We start from the raw sequence: 23,220 nt of genomic DNA, 5'->3' as shown, positions 1-23,220 counted from the left end.
AAATTCTATTTATTTATAACACTACGGTTTCTTCCCGATTCTTTTGCTCTATATAGAGCTTTGTCTGCTTTTTGTAAAACAGTTTTTAAATCTTCATTTTTATTTAAAGTTGATACACCTATACTTATACTGAATCTTATACTTTTTTCATTTATATTTAACTCAGATGCATATATTTGTTTGCGAAATCTCTCCGCAAATTTATATGCACCTTCAACTGTAGTTTCAGGAAGCATTACAACAAATTCTTCACCTCCTATTCTCGCTACGACATCTATATTTCTAAGCATTTTCATACAAGCAGAAGCAAAATGTTTTATCACTTCATCACCCACGGCGTGCCCGTAGGTATCATTTACACGTTTAAAATGGTCAATATCTATCATTAAAAAACTAAGTTTGGAGTTATACCTGTTTGAACGCTCTATTTCTTGTCGAGCTACTTTTTCAAATTTACGACGGTTTAGAGTCCCCGTTAAAGAATCGGTAAATGCTATTTTTTCAAGTTTTTTATTTTCTTTTTCTCTCTTTTTTAATTCAATCTCATTTTTACTCTCATATAACTGTGTGTACATATCGCCTTTTAAGAGTTTTTGTCTTGTTGTTTCATATGCATCGTACATATAAGCTATTTCGTCTCTGTTCATGTTTATAGGAGAAAGTATAAAAGCCCTTCCTCCGGTTGCTAAATCTTTCATTGCATTTGTTAGTTCATCTATCTGAACTACCGTACTCTTTTTAAATGTATAAAGTATAAAAAGATTTATTGCCAATATACTTGTGTTAAACACCAACCATAAAAGAAAGTTTCTTATGGTTGAATCTATGTTATCGGATATTAATGTTTTTACTTCTGTTAAAAGCGTATCTTCAAAAACTTTTATCTCATTTATATACTTTGTAATTGCTTTAAACCAATTTTCCGAATCGATTGTATCAAAACTTTGTTCTTTTATTTTTTGCTCATAAAACTCGACTCTTTTTGCCGAATTTGAGTTTATCAGAGAGTCAAGGATGTTTTTTTGTTCACTAGAAGCCGTGTAACCAAAAGTAATTAAAGAAGCTTTTTGTACACCCAAAAGTTTAGCAAAAGAGGTATATTCTTTCATAGTTAAATCTTTTTTTTCTATTATGGTCGTACCATATGCTCTTTCTTGTCCCAACGCTTCTTTAAATTGTTGAATAGAGGCAAGGGTTTTAATAGAAGAAGATAAATTATTGTTTAGGTTTAGGGTTGCTATTTTTGGGGTTATATTTAAAATATTTTTTATTATTTGAGAATATATATTTATTCCATCGATTTGAGATATCGTTTTATTATTTATTTTTTGACGAATCTCTTTAAGTGATAAGATATCTTTCTTTAGAGTATCTATATGCGGTTTAATAGTTTTGAGATTATTTATATGGATATTTTTTATTTTTTTTGTTATTTTTAGAACGGCATTGTCAACTAATTTTCTTTGATTGGTTAGTCTATCTTTAAATTTATTATCTGTCGATGTGAGGTATCCGCTGTTTAAACCTCTCTCGATTTGAAGGTTGTGAACCAATTCACTTACATCTGAAGTTATATGTGTAACCTTAGATGTATTTTTCATGTTTAAAAACTCGTTAAAATTTACAAATATAATAATAGTTCCAAAAAGGAGCATCCCTGAGAGAGGAATTATTGCCGATAAGAAGATTCGTTTTGTAAAACTAAATCTGTCGGTAGTGGCTTTAATCAACCTTTGAAGAAGAGTTTTGCTCGACTTTTCTGCTTCAAGTGTCAAACCGCATTGTTTAAAAAACGTAATAGAAGGAATATCTTCTTCAATCACATGATTTAAAATCCATTCCGTAAGATAAATCGTTATATCGTGAGATATGGATTCCGCAGGTAAAGATAAAGTTTGCATTTTTAGTTGTGAGAGTCTTTGAGAAAAATCTCTATGATGAAGTATATGTTTGTCTAAATCTCTACAATTGCAATCTTTTAAATAATCTTCTTCTTTTTTAAAATGTTTGTCTGTACAATCCTCAAGTTCGTTGAAGATATTTTCAATGACATCGATTGTTTCGTTGGCATCTATAGCTTTTGATAATTTTGAGACAATGTGTAAAAGTTGTTTATGGTCGTTATCGAGTGTTTTAATCCCTAAGTTAAGACCTTCGTTCCATTCTATCATGGATGATATTTTAGCATAATATACAAAATTAAATATTAGATTGTATAATATTGATACAAAACAAACAGGAAGTTTTTTGGAAATATATTTTATACTTTTTTTAATCTCCATAGCAGTTATTGTCGTTCTTATATATTTGTTTTTAAAACAAAATACTTCACTTAAAAATATTGAGCTGAATTATGCTGTTTTAAAAACTAAGTATGAACAGGAAATAAAAACTTCACAAGAGAAATTGGATGTGCTTCAATCTGCGAAAGATGAACTCTCCAACGAGTTTAAACTTCTGGCAAATAAGATATTTGAAGATAAAACAAAAAGTTTTGACACGGCTCATCAAAAACAATTTGAGATGATGTTAAAACCTTTTCGTGAACAGATAAGCAACTTCTCGAAGTTAAGTCAAGAACAGTTTAATGAAGAGATAAAAGACAGGCATCTTTTAAAAGATGAACTCAGACGCTTAAAACTTATGAACGAACAATTAAGTCAAGATGCACTAAATCTTACAAATGCACTTAAAGGTAAAAATAAAACTCAGGGTAATTGGGGTGAAATAGTTCTTGAGAGAATACTTGAAGAATCCGGACTTAGAGAGGGTAGCGAGTATGAACTTCAGATGCATCTTAAAAGTGACGCGGGAGATAGATATTTGCCCGATGTAGTTATACATATGCCCGGTGAGCGTGATATTGTAGTTGATTCAAAAGTTTCATTAAATGCATATGAGCGTTTTGTAAGTGAAGAAAATCAAGAGATGAAAAATATTGCTTTAAAAGAGCACATAACATCAATCTCTAAGCATATCAAAGAGCTCAGTTCAAAACAATATGATAAACTAGAAGGTATAAATACACTTGATTATGTACTTTTATTTATGCCTATAGAGGGAGCTTTTTTACTGGCACTTGAACAAGACGGAGAGTTTTTTAAGCGTGCATATGAGAGCAATATACTTGTTGTTTCACCCTCAACTCTTATGGTTACGCTTCGCACGATTGAGCATATTTGGCGTACACAAAGACAAGAAGACAATGCTAAAAAAATAGCATTAGAAGCTGAAGCAATGTATGATAAACTTGTAGGTTTTGTAGAGGAGATGCAAAAAATCGGTTTACAGATAGATAAAACAAAAGAGAGTTACGATACTGCTATGAAAAGACTAAAAAGTGGACGCGGAAATGTTATTAGACGTGCTAAAAACGTAGTAGAACTTGGCTTAAAACCAAAAAAAGCATTAAATGTAAAAAGTGAAGAAGATGAGTAAAAAGTATAATTTTTTCGACAAGACTAAACTAATCCCGAATCTTATAATAGTCATCCCAATGTCTTTGGTATTGGTAGTTAGTTTTTTTATAGGGACATTTTATATAGATAAAGTCGAAGAGTATTTTGAACAAGCCAGAAAAAACTCCATAAGTGAATATATTACAAATAAAAAGAATGAGAGTGAAGTATGGGTAAGCCAGCTAGATTCTTTGTTTAAATATAAAAGCGATACTATAGATTCTTCAATAAAAAAAGAGCTAAAAACCAGAGTAGATTTAGCATACGAGAGTGCAAAACACATATATGAAAAATATAGAAAAACAAACTCTGAGAAAGATATAAAAAACCGTATTAAAGATGCACTATCAAAGATGTACTTTAATGAGAAAAAAAATTATATTTTTATTACGTCTTTTAACGGTAAAAGCGTATTGAGTGGTTCACGAGAATTTGAAAATAAAAATATAATGAACTACAGCGACTCAGACGGAAGAGCTATTGTTCTTGAAGAGATTACAAAAGTAAAAAAGAATAAAGAAGGTTTTATTAAGACAAACTATTATAAAGGCGGAGGCGTAAAAACCATATATGTTAAAGATTTGGGTTTTTACGATTGGTATATAGGTTCGAGTATATTTGATATGCAACAACTCGAACTTGCAAAACAAAATTCACTTGATATCATACGTTCGACTCCTATCCAACAAAACAATTTTTTAGCTATTTATGAAAATAAAAAACCGATATATTTATCACATAAAATGAGGGAGTTATTAGGAAACGAACCTCTTCAAAAAGTAGAAGATAGTTTGAGTAAAAAACCACAGTGGTATGAACAAAATATAAACGGACATATATATTACTCGACATATATAGAGTCGTTTGACTGGCATATTATATATGGGTTTAATATATCGAAGATGAGTAAAAGTGAACTTGAAAAACAAGAAAAGATACAAATTCTTTTAAATAAAGAGGTCGATTTTATAACAAAAATCACAGCTATAATAGTTGTACTGGTCGTATTTTTATCCATAATCTTTTCCCGTACGATTAATAAAATCTTTTTATCGTATCAAGATGAGGTAAAATTAAGACAAAGACAGCTTGAACTTTTAAATGCATCGCTGGAGCAAAAAGTAGCAAGAGAACTTCATAATCTAAGACAAAAAGACAAGATGCTGATTCAACAGTCAAAAATGGCGGATATGGGTGATATGTTAAGTATGATAGCACATCAGTGGAGACAGCCTTTAAATCAGCTTAGTTATATATTTATGAATATAGATTCGGCTTATGAATATAAAGAGTTAAACAAAAAATACTTGGATGAAAAGATTAAAGAAGGGAATCATCTTTTAGAGTTTATGAGTGAAACTATTGATGATTTTAGAGATTATTTTAAACCCGATCAAAAAAAAGAACTAACCAATATAGGCGATGTAGTAAAACGTGGACTAGAGTTAATGAAAAAACCCCTAGAAAATGCTCATATTGAGATAGTACATATCAATAAATGCGAAAAAGATATAGAGATATATGTGAACGAATTCGTTCAAGTTGTTTTAAACCTTGTAAAAAATGCAAAAGATGCACTATTTCAAAACAATATAACAGAGCCTAAAATCAAGATAATAACAAAGTGTAGCCAAAGGGGAACTTTTGTAGAAGTAAGGGATAACGGCGGCGGCATAGATGCAAAAATAATGGATCAAATTTTTGAGCCTTATTTTACAACCAAAGATGCCAAACAAGGTACGGGTCTTGGATTATATATGTCTAAAATGATTGTAGAGGAACATCTAGGCGGTAAAATTATCGTACAGAATATAGATGGGGGTGCTAGTTTTAAAATAGTTCTTTAAATATTTTAATAAATTATTTTTTTGATTATTTATTGTTTTATTTTTTGTAAAATACATAGTATGAAAATCTTAAAAAATAAAATTCTTACGGTTTTATTGTTAATATTTGCTTTTTTTGTAGTTCATGATTATTTTATACAAGAGCATCAGATTGCAAAACACGGCATAATACACGCTGAGCATGATATCTCCGATGGAGATGCACAATCCCATATGCATGAAGCAATTCATAGTATTTGGTCAACAAACTGTGAAGACAATATCGTAATTCAAGAAAAACTTTTAGATTTAAAACCTTCAAACTTATTTTTTAGCATAACCTCAAATATTAGCTTGGTACCGCAAAGACCACCCTCAGTTTAATAATTTTTTTTAATTTATATACACTATTTTAAAAGGTTAAACTATGAAATCAAAACTTTTTTTAGTGTTTTTCTTTAGTATTGGTTTGTATGCACAAAATTTATCTCAAATTTTAGATGCACTGCAAAACTCTAAAAAAACACTCTCAATTAAGCAACAGACATATTCGAATATAGCTCAAAGTGAGCAGTTTATAACTCAAGATGCACCTGAACTTGGCGTTAATTTAACTCAGGCGGATGAAAGTACGGACAGCGGTATGGAGTATTCACTTGGAATATCCCAAAACCTTTCTCACCCATTTTCATCTTTAAACAAAGAAAAAGCTGTAGATTCTTACACAAAAGCATTAAATCAAGAATCAAAACATAAGCTTCATATATTAAGATTAGATATAGCCTCAAAGTATCATTTGGCTTGTATATCAAAAGAGATTACACAAGGGGCCGAACTTCTATTAAAAGAACAAAACGGAAGATTTAATCAGCTTGAATCAGCATATAATTTAGGCGAAATATCTAAAAAAGATCTTCTTTTTAATAAGTTAGATTTGGCAAAACTGCAACAAACACTTATATACTATAAGCGTATGTATTTATCGGAACTCTCTGAAATAAATGAATTAATAGATAATTTAGATGTAGGCGAACTTTCCTGTAATGATTTGGTTCAGATAAGCAGAGATATCAAACTTAAAAATATAGATGAACATGCACAGATAAAAAGTATAACTTACAAGCAAAATTCTGCTAAATCATTTTATGATGTATATAATTCATCTCTAAAAGCACTTACTTACGAACTCTCATACGAAAAAGAACTCGAAGCGACTCGTTACTCGTTTGGAATCAGTTTTCCACTATCTTTTTTAAGTTCTCAAAACCAAAAACAAAAAGCTGAATTCTTACATAAAAACTCGGCTTTATCTGCTCAAAAAGAATCGTTAAGTTCAATACTTGAAAAAACCTCAAACTCCCTTAAAACAAAAGTACAAACACTTTACGATGAGTATATTTTGTTAAATAAAGAAATACTTCCAATGAGTTTGGAGTTAAAAAATCTTTCAAAAACCGCACTTTATGAGGGTGAGGGCAGTATTATGGAGTATCTTGATTCTACCCGTTCTTATACGGAAAATATGTTGCAGATGCTTCAAAGCAAAAAAAATTACTACTATGAGCTTTTTGAGTTATATAAAAAAGCAGATATAGATTTAGGAGAAAATTTATGAAAAAAATATTTATATTATTGGGTATGAGTATCTCTCTTTTTGGATTTAAAATTATAGAGATTTCACAAAAACAACAAGATGATTTAGGGATAAAAGTTCAAAAAACGATTACGGTAGATTCTATAACTCTTGGACCTTACAATGCTAAAGTAACTCTTGATAAAAAAGATATTATATCTATAGGTTCTAATGTAGATGCAGTTGTAAAAGATATATATGTTGCGAAACTAGAGCATGTTAAAAAAGGTCAAAAACTCTTGTCTCTTGAGAGTAACGAGCTTTTAAATCTGCAAGAAAAATATATTAAAGCACTAATAGAGAGTGAAAATATACAAACAAATTATCAAAGAGATGAAAAACTTCAAAAACAGGGAATCATTTCCGATAAAAAGTTTTTGGAATCTCTTGAAAAAAAACAAAGCAGTGATTTGATAGTAAAGCTGAGTGCCAATGAACTTTTATCAAGCGGATTTAGTGTTGATATGCTAAATAGAATTCAGAAAAATCACCAACCGATTATGAAAATAAACATACTTGCTCCAAAAGACGCTCTTATCGATAAAATAGATGTAAACATTGGTGAAAAAGTAGAATCAAATCGTTCTATGTTAAGAATTTTTGCCGATGGAGACAGATATATAGAATTAAGTATTCCCGTTAAAGTCATAGAAAGTATATCTCTTGGAGATAAGTGTGTTTTTGATTCATATATTGCAAAAGTAACTGCAATAGGGAATATAGTAAATGATGAATCCCAATCAGTTAATGTTAGAGCAAAAATACAAAACAGTAAAAATATAATGATAAATAGAGTTTACTCAGCAAATATTGAAAAAAAAGTGAGTAATACTTTAAAAATTAAAAAAACCGCCTTGGTATTTGTAGATAATAAATCATATGTTTTTAAAAAAGTAAAAAACGGTTTTGAGGTTGTTGGAGTAGAGATAATTAAAGAGGGACCTGTTTGTTATGTAGTAAATTCCGGTTTAAAAGCAGGTGATGTGCTGGCAGTCAGTTCAACATCTGCACTCTTAAATGCTATGGAGGATAAAGATGAGTGAGAAGATTATTGATTTTGCACTCTCAAGAAAAGTACTTATACTTTTAATAGCACTGATAGTTTTAATTTTTGGAACAAACTCAATGTTAAAACTTCCTGTAGATGCATACCCCGACGTAGCACCTACACAGGTAAAAATTATTTTAAAATCTTCAGGTATGACGCCTTCAGAAATGGAAGCTCGCGTAATGATTCCCGTTGAGCAAAATATGCAAAGTATTCCAAACCAAAAAATTGTTCGCTCGCTTTCAAAATACGGTCTTTGCGATATTACTATAGATTTTGAAGACGGTGTAGATATATATTGGGCAAGACAACAGGTAGCTCAAAGACTTAGTGAAGTTAAAGATCTCTTACCTGCCAATGTATCGGGTGGATTAGCCCCTATTACTACGCCGCTCGGAGAAGTTTTAATGTTTACCATAGAATCCGATACGCTTGATTTGATGCAAAAAAGAACTTTGCTTGACTGGGTTATAAACAAAAGAATCCGCTCAATTGACGGGGTAGCTGAGGCAAATGCACTCGGAGGATATGTAAAAACATATGAAGTAGTCCCTGATTTTTCTAAAATGAAGTTATACAAAGTAACTATGGAACGTTTAAAAGAGGTTTTAGAGAAAAATAATAAAAATGACGGAGTCGGAAGGTTGTCCATAGGTGAACAAAGTCTTTTTGTACGTTCTGAGGGCAGACTCAAAAATATAAACGATATATCAAACTTAATCGTTAAATACGATAACGGCAGAAATATTAGAGTATCCGATATAGCAAGTGTTCAAATAGGCTCTTTAACCCGTGGAGGTTTTGTTACAAAAGACGGTAAAGAAGAGGCTGTTGAAGGTTTGATTTTATCAAGAAAAGGGGAAGATACTTCAAAAGTTTTAGTAAGGGTAAAAAGTGAACTTGAAAAAATAGAAAAAGATTTGCCAAAAGGTACAAGCCTAAATATATTTTATGATCGCTCAGACTTAGTCTCAAAAGCTATACACACCGTCTCGACTGCACTTATAGAAGCTTTGATTTTAATAGTAATAGTCCTGTTTTTATTTTTAGGAAATTTTGCATCTGCTTTTAGCGTTGCAATAATTCTACCTTTTGCTGCTATGATGACCTTTATTGCTATGAGTTATTTTGGAATAACGGCTAATCTTATGAGTTTGGGCGGTTTGGCAATAGCAATAGGTATGCTTGTAGATGCAGGTGTTGTTATGGTCGAAAACATCAGCGAGCATCTGTATGATGAGGCAAATAAAGACAAGTCTAAATTACAATTGGTTATGGACTCTGCAAAAGAAGTTGCCACTCCTGTTTTTACGGGTATTTTAATAATCATCATAGTTTTCTTACCCTTATTGACACTTGAAGGTTTAGAGGGTAAACTTTTTGTACCCGTTGCATTAAGTATAGTGTTTGCACTTACGTCATCTCTTATTTTAGCGCTTACTTTTATACCTGTCGTGAGTTTTTACATTTTAAAACAAACATCCCATCCAAAAGTTGCACTTATGGTCTTTTTGGAAAATATTTATGAAAAATCTTTAAAATATGCACTCTCGCATCAAAAAATTGTTTTTGCAATAGTCGGTGTTTTATGGATTGCAGCAGTTCTTGCTTATATGCAGGTCGGTAAGACTTTTATGCCTGAACTTGATGAAGGAAACGTCATTATCGGTATAGAGAAAAATCCGTCGATTTCATTGGAAGCCAGCAGGGATATAGATTTAAAAATACAACAAAGTCTTTTAAAAGAAGTACCCGAAGTTATCTCTATTGTTGCACGTGGGGGAAGTGACGAGATAGGACTTGACCCGATGGGGCTTAACGATACGGATACCTTTTTGGTATTAAAGCCAAAAGATGAGTGGCGTGTACCTTCAAATGAGTGGCTTTTAGACGAGTTTAGAAGGGTACTTGATGAATTTGTAGGAATCGAATACGGATTTACTCAACCCATAGCTATGCGCGTATCTGAGATGTTAAGCGGTTCACGCGGAGATATAGTCGTGAATATATACGGTGGAGATACAGTAAAGTTAGAGAGCATAGCAAAAGATGTAGCTAGAATAACAGAGTCTATAAGAGGAAGCAGTGATGTTTATAAAAAAGCTAACGAGGGTGTAACATACTGGGAAGTAGAGTTTAAAGATGAAGCTATGGCAAGATACGGGGTAAGTCGTGATGAACTCTCATCGTACCTTAAAGCCAGCGTGGACGGTGTTGAGGTTGGAATAATACAAGAAGATCTTAGAAGGATACCCCTTATGATTAAGGGTTCTAAAAAACTTCAAACCAGCATGCACGGAAATATCGACTTGCAATATGTACTGGATAACGGAAACAGTGTCGAAGTAAATGAACTAGTAAATTTTAAAATGACCGGTGGACCGGTTCAAATCGACCATGAGGACGGTATGAGAAAAAGTTTAGTTCAGACAAATGTTATCGGGCGTGACTTAGTAGGTTTTGTGGATGAACTAAGAAATAAAATAGAATCTTCCATCAAATTGCCTCAGGGGTATTTTATAGAGTATGCAGGTGAGTATCAAAACCAACAGCGTGCTTCAAAAAGATTGTCTATAATTGTTCCTATCAGTATCGGCTTAGTTTTTATACTGCTCCTTTTGACTTTTAAATCAAGTCTTCAGGCATTTTTGGTTTTACTAAATATACCTTTTGCTTTAATAGGCGGTGTGTTTGGACTTTACCTGACGGGGGAATATCTGAGTGTACCTGCATCTGTGGGATTTATTGCCCTAATGGGTATAGCCGTATTAAACGGGGTTGTGATGCTAAACTATTTTAACTATTTAAAAGAGAGTGTAAAAGATTCGTTAGAGGTGGTAACCTTAGGTTCTATTAGAAGATTGCGTCCCGTACTAATGACTGCATCCATAGCAGCACTTGGACTTATACCTATGCTTTTTGCAACGGGTCCGGGTTCGGAGATACAAAAACCTCTTGCTATAGTGATAATAAACGGTTTAGTTTCATCTACGTTTTTAACTCTGATACTTCTGCCTATTTTGTATCATAAATTTATTTTAAAATCAGACCATAAATGATTCTTAATTTAAAAAATTAATTCTAAAGGAAAATTATTATCCTTTAGAATTATATGTTACAATATCCTTACCATAAAAATAAGGAGAAAAAAATGGCAAAAGTTATAAATCAATTAAAACAATTACAGGCAGATGCTAATGCATTATATATAAAAATACATAACTATCATTGGAATGTTAAAGGAATGGATTTTGTTCCGGTACATTTAAAAACCGAAGAGATATATACTAATATGTCCACACTTTACGATGATGCTGCCGAGCGTGTTATCCAACTTGGAGGTAAACCATACCTTACTATGAGTGACCTTGCAAAAGCTACCAAAATAAAAGAGGAAAAGAAAGATACTTTTAGATCAAAAGAAGTTGTGAAAAGTATTATTACAGATTACGAGTATCTTTTAAAACTTTTTTCAAAAATTAGTGACGAAGCTGATAAAGCGGCTGATAAAACAACTGCTACATTTGCAGATGACAATATTGCAGCTCTTGAAAAAGAGTTATGGATGTTAGGTTCAATGTTGAAATAATATAAACTTAAAATTTATAAATATTAAGTTTATATCCGCTTCCGCTGATATTGTCTATCGCTCCTTTTGGGACTTTTTTCCTAATCCCTCTAACAAGGGAGCGAATAGCATCTTGACTCATCCCTTCATATGGCCAGATTGCATTCTCTATTTCTTCATAAGTTACTACTCGACTATGATGATGGGCTAAAAGGTCTAAAAACAGTGTCTCGTTTTTTGTTAGTTTTATCTGTTTTTCATCTTCGATGATTATTTTTTCATACGCATTATAATAACAACTCTCGCTAAGGGGCAGATTGAACTTACTTTTATCTTTGATAAGCACCATAGATTTCTCCAGTGCATCTAAGAGTTTTTCTTTTGTTATAGGTTTAATTATATATTTAACAAGTTGTAATTCGACTGCCTGCATCAAATACTCTACATCAGAGTGAGCCGTAGCTACTATGATTTGTACATTTCTATCGTGTGTACGGATATAACTTGCCATATCAAGACCGTTTAATTTGGGCATAGATATATCGGTAATGATTATGTCGGGTTTTTCTTGTTTATATATTTTTATAGCCTCTTTACCGTCTTTTGCCTCTAGTACTTTTTTTGAAATTCTGCTTAAATACTCAAGAGCACTTTTACGAACTACTTCATCGTCTTCAACATACAAAATAGTAAAATTTTTAAGAATATCTATCATTAGTTAACTCCCATTAGGGTATTATACAAGAATCGAAAAAACAAAGTACACAATTATAAAAGGAGCTTGTAAATATGTTTCATTCACCGGATATTGCCAAACTGATTTTAAGAATAAGTGTAGGTGTTTTAATGCTTTTTCACGGTTTTGAAAAAATTATAAACGGTATCAGCGGAGTCAGATATCTAACTACAAATGCGGGTTTGCCTGAATTTTTTGCTTATGGCGTATTTGTCGGTGAGCTTGTATTTCCTGTTTTAATTATTTTGGGTTTATATGCAAGAGTAGCTTCTTTAGGACTTGCCTTTACAATGTTGATGGCTATATTTTTAGCTCACGGTTCATCTTTATTTGAGCTCGGAAAACACGGAGCACCAGTAATTGAATTACCGCTTTTATATCTGCTTATGTCTATAGTTATATTTTTACTTGGAAGCGGAAAATACGCAGTTAATTCCAAGTAAACTTAGAGGTGTTTAACTTTTATCTTTGAGTTTAGGCTCCAACCGATTAAAATCATAATAACAATAACTGCAGTAGCGGGCAGTATAGAATATATATATCCTACATATGCCAACCATAAAAGTATAGCCCCTAAAGGGGTCGGTACACCCGTAAAATAGTTTTCTACTTCACCTGCATCTGCATTTATATTAAAGTATATAAGTCTTCTTAATCCCGATATGACATAGTAGATGCTAACAATACCTGCAAGTAAAAGTAAATAACCCATATCAGCAGGGGAATATACGGCTTCAAATATTAAAAATACCGGAACTAGTACAAAACTTAAAAAGTCCGCAAAACTGTCGAGTTGGATTCCAAACTCATTTGAGAGGCCGTATTTTCTAGCTATCTTTCCGTCAAATATATCAAATGCTCCACCTATCCAAGCAAATATTATAGCTACGAAAAAGTTGTGTTGGGATATGCAATATACAGCTAATAATCCAGCAGTTATATTTACGAACGTAAACATATTTGCAAGATTAAACTGAGATGAAGACGTAAAAAGAAATTTCATTAACTAGCCTCTGTTGTGGTGGAAATATTTTTTAAAATTATAACAAAAGATGTTTAAATTATTAATATATTTTTTCTTGATAAAAATTATCATTATTAAGTTATTTATAAGATGAAAATCATTATCATTTTCATATCAAAATGTTTTTGGGGAATAAATTGAAAAATTTTTATAAAATATTACTTTTAACACAAGTAACCTTTTTTACGCTTTTAAACGGAGCCGATAACGATGAAAAAAAAAGTGTCGAAAAAATACACTCTGTTAGACAGACTATAGATGAAGGTAGTAAGGTAGAACAAAAAGAAGTTTCGGCTGTTGAAGCTTTTAAAAGTATATTTAGCGATGCAAAGGTTATCGGTCAAATTAGAACAGTTTCGGCTTGGTATAGCAATAAGGAAAAGGGTGTAAGTGATACTTATGCTACGGCGATAGGTGGAGCACTAAAGTATGAACTCGCTTCTTTAAACGGCTTTAACGCGGCTTTTGGTGTTTTGATATCAAATGATGTAGATTGGGCTACAGGAGAAATGCAAAAACATAATACGGAGTTATCGTCTTCAACCGGTAATTATGTAGTTGCCAGTGAAGCGTATATAAACTATAAAAATGAAGGTTTTAATTTTCGTGCAGGTCGTCAACTTATAGATACGCCGTTGGCCGACAGTGACGATATTAGAATGATTTCAAATACTTTTGAAGGTTATACTTTAACTTATAAAAAATCAGACTTTACGTTTTATGCAGCAAAATACGGAAAATGGCAAGGTGTAGATGCAGGTTTGGATGATGGTTGGCAAAAACTAGGTACGCACGGTATAAATATCGGCGGGATATCTTATACTAACTCTGAAAAATATTTTAATACTTGGTATTACAATATGACAGGTTTAACCAATGCAGTATATATCGACGGCGGATTTGATTTTGACATATCAAAAGAGCTTTATATCCATGTGGATGCTCAGTACCTTAGAGAAAAAGAGATAGATAACAGCGGTATAGAAGCGACTGTTTACGGTGCTTATATAGGTGCATTTATAGATAAGTTCGGTATTAACTTGGGCTATAATAAAGCACATGAACATAAAGATAAAGAGAGCTTTTCAGGCTTAGGCGGCGGTTCATTATATACAAGTATGGACACCATGATAATAGATGAAATAGCAATAGACAGAGATGCCGAGGCTGTTGTGATGGGTACTACTTATACTTTAAGTAAATTAAAAATGCTGTATTCTATAGGAATTTTTACGGGTGAGAAAAACTCGCTAGGGGTAAAAGAAAGAATACAAGAACAAGATATGGGTTTTGAATATAGCTACGACGAAGATTTTGCACTTACGGGCTTATACGTAATATCCAGAGACTTGGAAAATAAGGTCAAAACATCATATGATTGGGATAGATTCCAGATGATGTTTACATATCAGTTCTAAAAAGATTATATGAAATATTTAATACTGCTATTTTTATTTACTACACTTCTTCTCTCTTCAACCAGAACAAAAGTTCTTATGGGAACTTTTGCATCTATAAGTTTGGAGAAAAACCCCCAGCTTATAGAAGAGGGGTTTGAAATAATTAAAGATGTAGAAAATTCTCTCTCTACATATAAACCTAAAAGTACAGTACAAACATTAAATAAAGACAGATACGTAAAACTTGATCTATACACATATGAAGTTTTAAAGCTTTGTCAAAAATATTATGAAAAAACAGATGGATACTTTAATGTAGCAATAGGAAATATAAGTAAACAACTCTACAGATTTGGAGAAAATAGAACTTATATTCCGCATCCTAAAGTTCTAAAATCTACACTTACAAGTTTTAGAGATATTAAATTTAATAGTTATGAAGCAAGCTTAGAAGCCAAAATAAAACTAGATTTTGGCGGTATGGGTAAAGGATATGCAGTTGATAAGGTAAAGGAATATTATTTGAAAAATAATATAAAAAAAGCACAAATATCTCTTAGTGGGGATATTGCGTGTATAGGTAGATGCAAAGTCGGAGTGCAGAACCCTTTTAAAGAAAACTCTAGTATTTTTAAAATCAATACAAAGCAAAATATTAGTTCTATTAGTACAAGCGGGACATATAACAGATATGTAAAAAATCAAAAAAACACTCATTTAATAGACCCATACTCCAAAAAACCTCAGGTATCGTTTAGTTCTATCACACTTGTATCTTCTTTGCCAAATGCAGATATAGATGCTTATGCTACGGCAGCTTCAGTTATGCCGTTTTCAAAAAGCATAAAGTTTTTAGACTCACTTCCGTTGGCATATATAATAGTTACAGCTACAAAAGAGATATTAATTAGTAAAAACTATATGCAATATTTTGACTTATCTATATCTGAGAATGTCAAATATAATCAGAACAGATATATATATTATGAGTGAGTAAAAGCTTACAAAACTAATAAGCTTTAAATAAGAAAAAATAAAAAATCCCTTTACTATAAATAGTGAAGAAGTAAGTTCAAACACTGCACTTATAAAAAGTACAACAGTAAGATGTTTAGTTTGATTTTTATACTTTGTAAAGATTAAAAAATGTAAAAGAACCATGCTAAATAAGGCAAATACAAATATATGGGGAAGATTTACTTTTAAAATTCCAATGATTGTTTTATCTACGTAGTACTCATATATATTACTTGGAGAAAAACCTATTTTTGTACTGAAAATAACCATCGCACTAAATAAAAGCAAAGTATTAAATGCTAAAAAATATAAGATGAAGATTTTGTATGAATTATGCAAAATAAAGCTTGTATATTGAGCTAAAAGATATATAAAGAGACAGTAGATGCCATATAACAAATGTTGTAAAATATATATATACAAAAGAGGGTATGTAAAAGTACGTGATAGCTATGCTTATTAAAGATATAAGTGCACAGATAAGATTTGCATTTGAAATCACTAAAGTGAGTTTTGTATTTTTATGTATGCGAATATAAATAGCACTAAGTATTAGCAAAATCATCATAATAAAAAATATTTCCATATGCCAATACTCTAAAAAAACACTCGTCTGCATCGGATCTATATATTCGTCTTCATTACCTAAAAAACTATTTAATATATCTTTTGGAAAAAAACCTATAGAATGGTTTTTCACAAATATATCAACAAATAGATAAATTAGCGTAAAGGATAATAAAGCACTCAGTAGAGGCTTAAAGTTTTCATCTTCGTTAAGTTCTTTAACTACTAAAAATTTCATTAGAACTCTTTTAGTTTAATATCATAAAGAGCTAAAGCGACTCTTGCCGAGTTTGTGATACTTTTTGCACTTAAAGTAGCTCCCGTTATGGTAGGTATATTTTTCCCGACTTCTAAAAGTTTGGAATTTGGAGTATTTATAAACTCATTTTTCCATTTTTTAGACGGTAGGTAATCTAGTGGTTCGTTAAAAGCTATTATCTCTATCTCTTTTAGCGTGCCGTTTACATCAATCATATATAAAACGACTCCGTTTTTTGAGCGTATTTTTTTGCTGATTAGTACACCGTAACCAATTGTTTTAGAATCTTTTTTAGCAAAATATACTTGAAAAATTTTAGATTTTATTTTTGTCTTTGCTATTTTTTGAACTTTTTTAAATTCATTGTTTTTAAGAAGAATTGTCTTTTTTGAGATCTTACAATCTTCTCCGAATGTAGCATTCATCGCCTCATCTATGCTTGTAAGTACCTTTGCATCTATAAATATACTTAATATAGTTATAAGTAGGATTATTTTCATTATATATATCTTTTTAATATTTTTATATTGAAATTCTATATCAATATTTTTCCTTTGTCAACAGTAATGATATTCATTATTAAAATCTTAATAATGAACATTGTCATAAAAATGTCATAAGTGCTTCTTTGATATGATACCGATAATAATTATCAATATGAAGGGATAAATAATGAAATTAAAAAAAGAGATATTAGGCTCGATTGTTTTGGCAACGGTTTTAACATTTTCTACAGCGGGATGTGGAGGAAGTGATGGTTCAACAGTAGTCGTGCAGGATACTTCAAGTGTATCAGCAACCAATAAAACGGCTGCTTTAACAACATATGCTGATATAGCTTTAGCTAACTATACGGATGCATTAACAGATGCACAGGCTTTAAATGTTGCAATAGATACATTTGTAGCTACACCGAATACTGCTAATCTTACAGCAGTTAAAGAAGCTTGGAAAACGGCTCGTATATCTTACGGAACTACGGAGATATTTAGACTATCAAACGGTCCTATAGATGCAGAAGAAGGTTTTGCGGCAAGTTGGGGTGCACCCGAGGGGCAGTTAAACGCATGGCCGTTAGATGAAAACATGATTGATTATACAACAGATGCAGACGGTAATACTACTAGCGGAAACATTATAGATACGGCAGGAAACTTTACACCTAGCGGCAGTGAGGCTACAACCGTAGATGCAACTACTATTACAAAAAGTGTTCTCGCAGCTTTAAATGAAAACGGCGGAGATGCGAACGTAGCTACGGGTTATCACGCAATAGAATTTTTACTTTGGGGACAAGATCAGGATTATAATGACTTTATAGCAGATACAGTAACAAACGGTGCTACAACGGCAGGTCAAAGACCACTTACGGACTATACTGACGGTTCGCCTGAAGCTAGCCGAAGAGCAGATTATTTAGTAGCTGCATCGGAGTTGATTGTAGATGATTTAACAGATATGGTAGATGCATGGACGGCAGGCAGCGGGTCTTATCGCGAAGCATTTTTAGGCGGGGGTACTAATGCTATAGAGACTGATGCAGCATTAAAACAGGTTTTTGCAGGTATGGGTACTTTTATAAAAAGTGAACTTGCAAACGAGCGTATGGCTGTAGCGATACTTACACCTAGCGAAGAAGATGAGCACTCTTGTTTTTCTGATAATACTCATGTTGACGTGGATAAAAATTATCAAGGTTTTGTAAATGTTTTAAAAGGCGAATATAAAGGTGCATCTAAAGGTACCGGATTTTATTCTCTTTTAAGCGACGATACAAAAGAAGCTATAGATACATTGCTAACAGATATAGATTCAAGAGTTACAGCTATGAACTTAGCAGTATCGAGTGAGCATTTTGATTATCAAATCAAAGACGGAAGTTCAAATAAAGCAAATTTGACAAATGCTAAAAATAAGTTAAGAAACCTTGGGGACACTATGGTTGACGTAGCTCGTGAGTTTGGAATATCATTGACTTCAAGTGATGTAACAGATCCGGACGAGACGGATATTTAGTAAAAGTCGTAATGATGGATATTAAACATACACTATCCGCAACATTGGCAATCTTTTTGATTGCCGGTTGTAGCTCAGATAAACCCAAAGAGATACAAAAAGAAAATAAATCTTCCGTAGCTCAATTTACAAAAAATACTACAAACAAAGCTTTTAGTCAATCCTTTGATTTTAAAACTAACGAAGAGATTGATATGCATATACTCGGAAAAAGTTTTTTTAGAATTCCTTGGGTGGAAGCTCCATCCGCTACAACGGCTCGTGATGGACTTGGACCACTTTTTTCCGCAAATACCTGCATACATTGTCATCCAAATAACGGAGCAGGACTAGCCATCGATAAAAGCGGAGATATTACACGCTCTTTGGTTATGCGTCTTTCAATTTCTAATACAAAAAATATTAATAATAACTTAATAGCGACAAAAGGTTTCATCCCTGAGCCTACATACGGCGGACAGCTCAGTTTAAACGGTACGAGTGACGTAAAATTTGAAGGAAATATCAATGTCTCATACAAGACTACAGATGCAAAGTATGCCGACGGTGAAAAGTATTCACTTCAAACTCCGACATATACACTCTCAAAATTGCAGTACGGTCCGCTTCATAAAGATGCAAATATAGCAGGACATATAGCTTTGGCTTTAATTGGTCTTGGTGCTATTGAATCTATAGATGCAAACGATATCTTGGCAAACGAAGATATAAATGATAAAGACAAAGACGGCATCAGCGGTAAGGCAAACTGGGTTTATAATCCTGAGACAAACATTACTGAGCTTGGTCGTTTCACATGGAAGGCCGCAGCGGCAAGTGTTGTGCATCAAAGTGCTAATGCCGCACATAACGATATGGGACTCAGTAATCCTCTTTATCCAAAACACAACTGCAGTGATGCTCAAATAGATTGTCAAAAAGCTCTTGAGGGTCGTCACGATTTTGATTTGCCAAAAGAGAGGTTGGATGCTATTGCGTATTATTTAAAAACCTTGAAAATCCCGTCTCAGAGAAAAAGTAAAAACTTTAAAAAAGGTGAAAAAATCTTTAATTCACTTGGATGCGTTAAGTGTCACGTAGAGAGCTTTGAAACAGCCGAGGGTGTAAAAATAAAACCATATAGCGACTTTTTACTTCATGATATGGGAGATGCGCTGAGTGACGGGCATACAATATTTAAAGCAAAAGCGAATGAGTTTAGAACACCGCCTCTATGGGGTCTTGGACTTTATAAAAAGGTAAGCGGTGAAGTAGCACTTTTGCATGACGGAAGAGCCAGAAGTGTTGAAGAAGCGATTCTTTGGCACGGCGGTGAAGCTAAAAAGCACTCAGATGCTTTTAAAGAATTGTCTCATAAAGACAGAGAATATTTAGTGGAGTTTTTAAATGCTATTTAACAATTTAAAAATATTTTTAATTCTGGTTATTTCACTCATGTTTATAGCTTGCGGTGACGAAAATAACTACGATGGGCAAAACGGTTTACTAAGTGCAAATGCATCTGCGCAGAGTATAGATGCAGCCATAGGAAGTATATATGATGAGGTTATATACAAAGATGCAAATGCAACATATGAGCAGTCATTAAACCTGCTTGCATCTATAGAGGATTTAAACTCGACAAAGAGTGAGGCTGATTTGATAGAAGCTCAAAATGGGTTTAAACAACTTGTACTTTTTTATAAAAGAGTTGAAGCCGTATATGTAGCCGGATACAATGATGACAATATGCGTGATATTGCAGATTTTTATATTGAGCATTATATAAAAGGTTCAAAGTCTCAAGACACCGCAGGTGATTTAGAAGAGGTTTTTTCAGGAACTAAAACTCTTGTATCAAACTCCCTAAAAGGTATAACGGCACTTGAATATACGCTCTTTGGAGATAAAGAAGACAGTTCTACTCTAATAGCTAAAATGAATCAAAATAGACTAGATGCAGCCCTGCTTATGATAAACAAAATCTCATCCCATCTGCTTGAGATAAAAGAGTATTATGAATCTACAAGCGAGTTTACAACAAGCTCTGAAGATTCGGTAAGTGCACTTCTAAACGTACTTGTTCAGCAAGCTCTTAATCTAAGAGAGATCAGAATAGGTGAAGCCGCCGGACTTGTAGTTAAGTATGCAGATGACCCTTCTGCAGATAGGCTTGAGTATTACTACAGTTCTTATTCGCTTGAAGCGATAAAAGAGATTTTAAATACCTATAAAAAAGTTATACAAAACGGTTTGGAGAGTATTGCAGAGCTTGGCAGTTCTAGTAGTGAGCTTAAAGCAGTGTCCGATGCTATAAATGAAGCTTTGTCTATTTGTGATTCTTACAGCTCCACATTAGAGAACGAGCTTACAAGTCAAAAAACGACAAATCTTTTTGAATCAGTCAGAACGATACAAAATAATTACACGGCTTTAATCACGGGACTTAATTTTGAGCAAGATATTTTAGAGGCTGATGGAGATTAGAGATGGAATATTTTGGTATTGAGTATTTTTTGACAAGTAGCAGCCGGGTATATTGGTTTTATCTTTTGAGTGCTTTGCTTATATCTGTTTTATTTGTGTTTCTTAACCCAAAATACTCTTATGTTTTCAGTAAAAACATTTGGTGGCATAAGAGTGCAAAAAATGATTATAAATATTTTGTCGTCATATCGTTTTTAAAGATCGTTTTATTGCTCCCGATACTCTCGTATATCGTAAGTTCCAAAGATGTAAGTCTTAGTGTAACTCTGCTTTTAGAAGAGAGTTTTGGATACTTTGAAAAAACATCTTATTCAAAAGAGTTGATAGTAGTTTTTTATACATTTACTCTTTTTATAGTGGGAGATTTTACAAGGTACTGGCTACATAGGTTTTTACATACTGTGCCGTATTTATGGAGACTGCATCAGGTGCATCATAGTGCCGAGGTATTAAACCCTTTGACATTTTACAGGGTCCATCCACTGGAGAATCTTCTGTTTGGGCTTAGGTACGCGCTAAGTGCAGGGCTTGTGAGTGGAGTGTTTATATACTTTTTTGGTGCATCTATAGGTATCGTAGAGATAGCAGGTGCAAATATATTCGTATTTATATCTGGGCTTATCGGAGCAAATCTCAGACATTCGCATCTACCTCTAAAGTTTGGAGTGTTTGAAAAGCTACTTGTGTCCCCACATATGCATCAGATGCATCACAGCACAAAATATACGGATAAAAATTTCGGAGGGATCCTTTCAATCTGGGATTATATGTTTAACTCATTTGCTACTTCTGAAAAAGATGATGTACTTGAGTTTGGTTTAAAAAATAAAAAAATTCACAACGGCATATTAGAGATGATATTAGAGCCGTTTTATAGGAGATAAAATGAAAAAGATTATTGTAAGTGTAGTAGCGTGTAGCAGTTTGGTACTTGGTGCTTCAAATGAAGAACTTTCATATGAGATAGAGCTTTTAAAACAAGAGATGAAGCAGATGAAACAAGAACAGTCTCAAACAAACGATTCAATCTTGGAAGAGGTAGTAAACATGAGTGGAAGTTCCGCTTCAAAGTATGAAAGTTTTAGCTCTTTAGGTGAGGGTGCTTCTAAAGTTTACCATACAAATAACAGCGTATCTATAGGCGGTTACGGTGAATATAAATTTAAAAAATATGATGATTATAAAAACTCAACATCATCTACATATAACGATAATAAAAATAAAGGTGAGTTCAATATAGTCAGATTTGTACCATATATAGGTTTTAAGTTTAACGACTGGATTGTTATGAATACTGAGATTGAGTTTGAAGACGGAGGGGCAAGAAGTGACGGCACAAAAAATTACAAGTATGCAATAGTCGAGTTCTCGTATCTTGATTTTTTAATAAGTGAGAGTTTTGCCATTCGTGTAGGGCATATACTTACTCCGTTTGGACTAGTGAATCTTAATCATGAACCGACTTCATACCTGACAAGTGACAGACCTGCTGTTGAGACTTACATTATTCCTTCAACTTGGCATACAAACGGAATTTTATCTCACGGTAAGATAGATGAATTTGAATATTATGCAGGTTTTATAACGTCTCCGGACTCGGATGCTTTTGGAGATGCCGAGGGAAGATTTATCCAACAAGGTCGTTTGGGTGCGAAACAATATACGGACAGCTACTCATTCGTAGCACGCGGAACTTATAATTTTGGAGATGGCTTAAATATGGGTGCTTCTTTTATGTACGGTCAGAGTGAGGGAAGTGACTCAAAAGTAGATGTAACTATGACTATGGCTGAGGTTCATGCTACGTATAAAAATCATGGATTTGATATTCAAGCACTTGCTACATTTGGGAAACTCGGAGGTGACGTGTCTAATTTGCCGACTGCTACGGATGTAAATATAGCAGACAGCGTAAACGGTCAGTATTTAACCGTAGGTTATGATATTTTATCAATGTTAGAGATGAGTCATAAAGGTTACTTGGTAGCAGAGATAGAAAGACTTGATATGGATGCAAATTCTCAAACAACTTATGTTGATAACAATAGATTTTTTGAATATACGGTTGGTTTTGCTTACTTTCCAGATTCTAAAATTGCACTAAAAGCAGACTATAAACTTAGAGACTACGGCTCAAATGCAAAGTTTTCAGATGAGAACTCATTTACGTTAAGTGCCGGGTTTATCTTTTAAAAGGAAAAA

The 23,220-nt window shown here is 32.8% G+C and carries 21 protein-coding genes; 15 read left to right on the top strand and 6 right to left on the bottom strand.

All coding sequences use genetic code 11. The features are described from left to right. Positions 1-5: 5 nt before the first annotated feature. The gene (locus FJR48_RS09910; protein WP_152307970.1) at positions 6-2,171 is read right to left on the bottom strand and encodes a diguanylate cyclase; all 2,166 of its coding nucleotides are present in this window, start codon (positions 2,169-2,171) and stop codon (positions 6-8) included. Between the two features lie 76 nt (positions 2,172-2,247). On the opposite strand from FJR48_RS09910, the gene FJR48_RS09905 reads away from it, so the two are divergent. The 7 genes from FJR48_RS09905 (at position 2,248) to FJR48_RS09875 (ending at position 11,554) form a co-directional block, all read left to right on the top strand. Then, the gene (locus FJR48_RS09905; RefSeq protein ID WP_152307969.1) at positions 2,248-3,438 is read left to right on the top strand and encodes a DNA recombination protein RmuC; all 1,191 of its coding nucleotides are present in this window, start codon (positions 2,248-2,250) and stop codon (positions 3,436-3,438) included. Beyond that, positions 3,431-5,305, top strand: coding sequence for a sensor histidine kinase (locus FJR48_RS09900; RefSeq protein ID WP_152307968.1), 1,875 nt, complete (start codon positions 3,431-3,433; stop codon positions 5,303-5,305). The genes FJR48_RS09905 and FJR48_RS09900 overlap by 8 nt, the downstream gene beginning before the upstream one ends. Before the next feature lie 60 nt (positions 5,306-5,365). Then, positions 5,366-5,668, top strand: coding sequence for a hypothetical protein (locus FJR48_RS09895; protein WP_152307967.1), 303 nt, complete (start codon positions 5,366-5,368; stop codon positions 5,666-5,668). A 43-nt stretch (positions 5,669-5,711) separates the two neighbouring features. Further along, positions 5,712-6,899 (top strand): TolC family protein, encoded by a 1,188-nt coding sequence (locus FJR48_RS09890; RefSeq protein ID WP_152307966.1) that lies wholly within the window; start codon positions 5,712-5,714, stop codon positions 6,897-6,899. Beyond that, positions 6,896-7,960, top strand: coding sequence for an efflux RND transporter periplasmic adaptor subunit (locus tag FJR48_RS09885; RefSeq protein ID WP_152307965.1), 1,065 nt, complete (start codon positions 6,896-6,898; stop codon positions 7,958-7,960). The genes FJR48_RS09890 and FJR48_RS09885 overlap by 4 nt, the downstream gene beginning before the upstream one ends. Further along, positions 7,953-11,024 carry an efflux RND transporter permease subunit gene (locus tag FJR48_RS09880; protein ID WP_152307964.1) on the top strand — a complete coding sequence of 1,024 codons (3,072 nt, stop codon included), beginning with the start codon at positions 7,953-7,955 and terminating at the stop codon, positions 11,022-11,024. Before FJR48_RS09885 ends, FJR48_RS09880 begins: the two co-directional genes overlap by 8 nt. A gap of 92 nt (positions 11,025-11,116) precedes the next feature. Continuing rightward, complete coding sequence (locus FJR48_RS09875) at positions 11,117-11,554, top strand: Dps family protein (protein ID WP_152307963.1); 438 nt, start codon at positions 11,117-11,119, stop codon at positions 11,552-11,554. Between the two features lie 7 nt (positions 11,555-11,561). On the opposite strand, the gene FJR48_RS09870 is transcribed toward FJR48_RS09875, so the two are convergent. Further along, complete coding sequence (locus FJR48_RS09870) at positions 11,562-12,248, bottom strand: response regulator transcription factor (protein ID WP_152307962.1); 687 nt, start codon at positions 12,246-12,248, stop codon at positions 11,562-11,564. Between the two features lie 74 nt (positions 12,249-12,322). On the opposite strand from FJR48_RS09870, the gene FJR48_RS09865 reads away from it, so the two are divergent. Next, positions 12,323-12,712 carry a DoxX family protein gene (locus tag FJR48_RS09865; RefSeq protein ID WP_152307961.1) on the top strand — a complete coding sequence of 130 codons (390 nt, stop codon included), beginning with the start codon at positions 12,323-12,325 and terminating at the stop codon, positions 12,710-12,712. A 2-nt stretch (positions 12,713-12,714) separates the two neighbouring features. Here the strand turns inward: FJR48_RS09865 and FJR48_RS09860 are convergent, their stop codons facing one another. Further along, complete coding sequence (locus tag FJR48_RS09860; RefSeq protein WP_152307960.1) at positions 12,715-13,272, bottom strand: CDP-alcohol phosphatidyltransferase family protein; 558 nt, start codon at positions 13,270-13,272, stop codon at positions 12,715-12,717. 158 nt (positions 13,273-13,430) lie between these two features. Here FJR48_RS09860 and FJR48_RS09855 point away from each other — a divergent pair, with 158 nt between their 5' ends. Further along, complete coding sequence (locus FJR48_RS09855) at positions 13,431-14,711, top strand: hypothetical protein (protein ID WP_152307959.1); 1,281 nt, start codon at positions 13,431-13,433, stop codon at positions 14,709-14,711. A 9-nt stretch (positions 14,712-14,720) separates the two neighbouring features. Further along, on the top strand, positions 14,721-15,686 hold the full coding sequence (locus FJR48_RS09850; protein ID WP_152307958.1) for an FAD:protein FMN transferase: 966 nt from the start codon (positions 14,721-14,723) through the stop codon (positions 15,684-15,686). Here the strand turns inward: FJR48_RS09850 and FJR48_RS12575 are convergent. The 3 genes from FJR48_RS12575 to FJR48_RS09840 all read right to left on the bottom strand — a co-directional run bounded on the left by FJR48_RS12575 (position 15,630) and on the right by FJR48_RS09840 (position 17,036). Further along, on the bottom strand, positions 15,630-15,980 hold the full coding sequence (locus tag FJR48_RS12575; RefSeq protein ID WP_488356407.1) for a hypothetical protein: 351 nt from the start codon (positions 15,978-15,980) through the stop codon (positions 15,630-15,632). The two genes, FJR48_RS09850 and FJR48_RS12575, sit on opposite strands and share 57 nt — an antisense overlap. Before the next feature lie 61 nt (positions 15,981-16,041). Then, positions 16,042-16,515, bottom strand: a complete 474-nt coding sequence (locus tag FJR48_RS09845) for a hypothetical protein (protein WP_152307957.1) — start codon at positions 16,513-16,515, stop codon at positions 16,042-16,044. Next, a complete protein-coding gene (locus FJR48_RS09840; RefSeq protein ID WP_152307956.1) occupies positions 16,515-17,036 on the bottom strand; it encodes an FMN-binding protein in 522 nt (173 codons plus the stop codon). The genes FJR48_RS09845 and FJR48_RS09840 overlap by 1 nt, the downstream gene beginning before the upstream one ends. A gap of 172 nt (positions 17,037-17,208) precedes the next feature. Here FJR48_RS09840 and FJR48_RS09835 point away from each other — a divergent pair, with 172 nt between their 5' ends. From FJR48_RS09835 to FJR48_RS09815, 5 genes are read left to right on the top strand one after another with little or no spacing between them, the layout of a single operon-like run. Further along, positions 17,209-18,552 (top strand): imelysin family protein, encoded by a 1,344-nt coding sequence (locus FJR48_RS09835; protein WP_241856060.1) that lies wholly within the window; start codon positions 17,209-17,211, stop codon positions 18,550-18,552. Between the two features lie 14 nt (positions 18,553-18,566). Continuing rightward, a complete protein-coding gene (locus FJR48_RS09830; RefSeq protein ID WP_188108577.1) occupies positions 18,567-19,949 on the top strand; it encodes a di-heme oxidoreductase family protein in 1,383 nt (460 codons plus the stop codon). Then, positions 19,939-21,018, top strand: a complete 1,080-nt coding sequence (locus FJR48_RS09825; protein ID WP_152307953.1) for an imelysin family protein — start codon at positions 19,939-19,941, stop codon at positions 21,016-21,018. The genes FJR48_RS09830 and FJR48_RS09825 overlap by 11 nt, the downstream gene beginning before the upstream one ends. A 2-nt stretch (positions 21,019-21,020) precedes the next feature. Then, positions 21,021-21,902, top strand: a complete 882-nt coding sequence (locus tag FJR48_RS09820) for a sterol desaturase family protein (RefSeq protein WP_152307952.1) — start codon at positions 21,021-21,023, stop codon at positions 21,900-21,902. 1 nt (position 21,903) lies between these two features. Further along, on the top strand, positions 21,904-23,211 hold the full coding sequence (locus tag FJR48_RS09815; RefSeq protein WP_152307951.1) for a hypothetical protein: 1,308 nt from the start codon (positions 21,904-21,906) through the stop codon (positions 23,209-23,211). The last annotated feature ends 9 nt before the right edge of the window (positions 23,212-23,220 follow it).

The sequence above is a fragment of the Sulfurimonas lithotrophica genome, from assembly GCF_009258225.1.
GTDB classification, from domain to species: domain Bacteria; phylum Campylobacterota; class Campylobacteria; order Campylobacterales; family Sulfurimonadaceae; genus Sulfurimonas; species Sulfurimonas lithotrophica.
The sequence above is the reverse complement of the archived record's forward strand: the minus strand, read 5'-3'. Positions and strand labels throughout refer to the sequence as shown.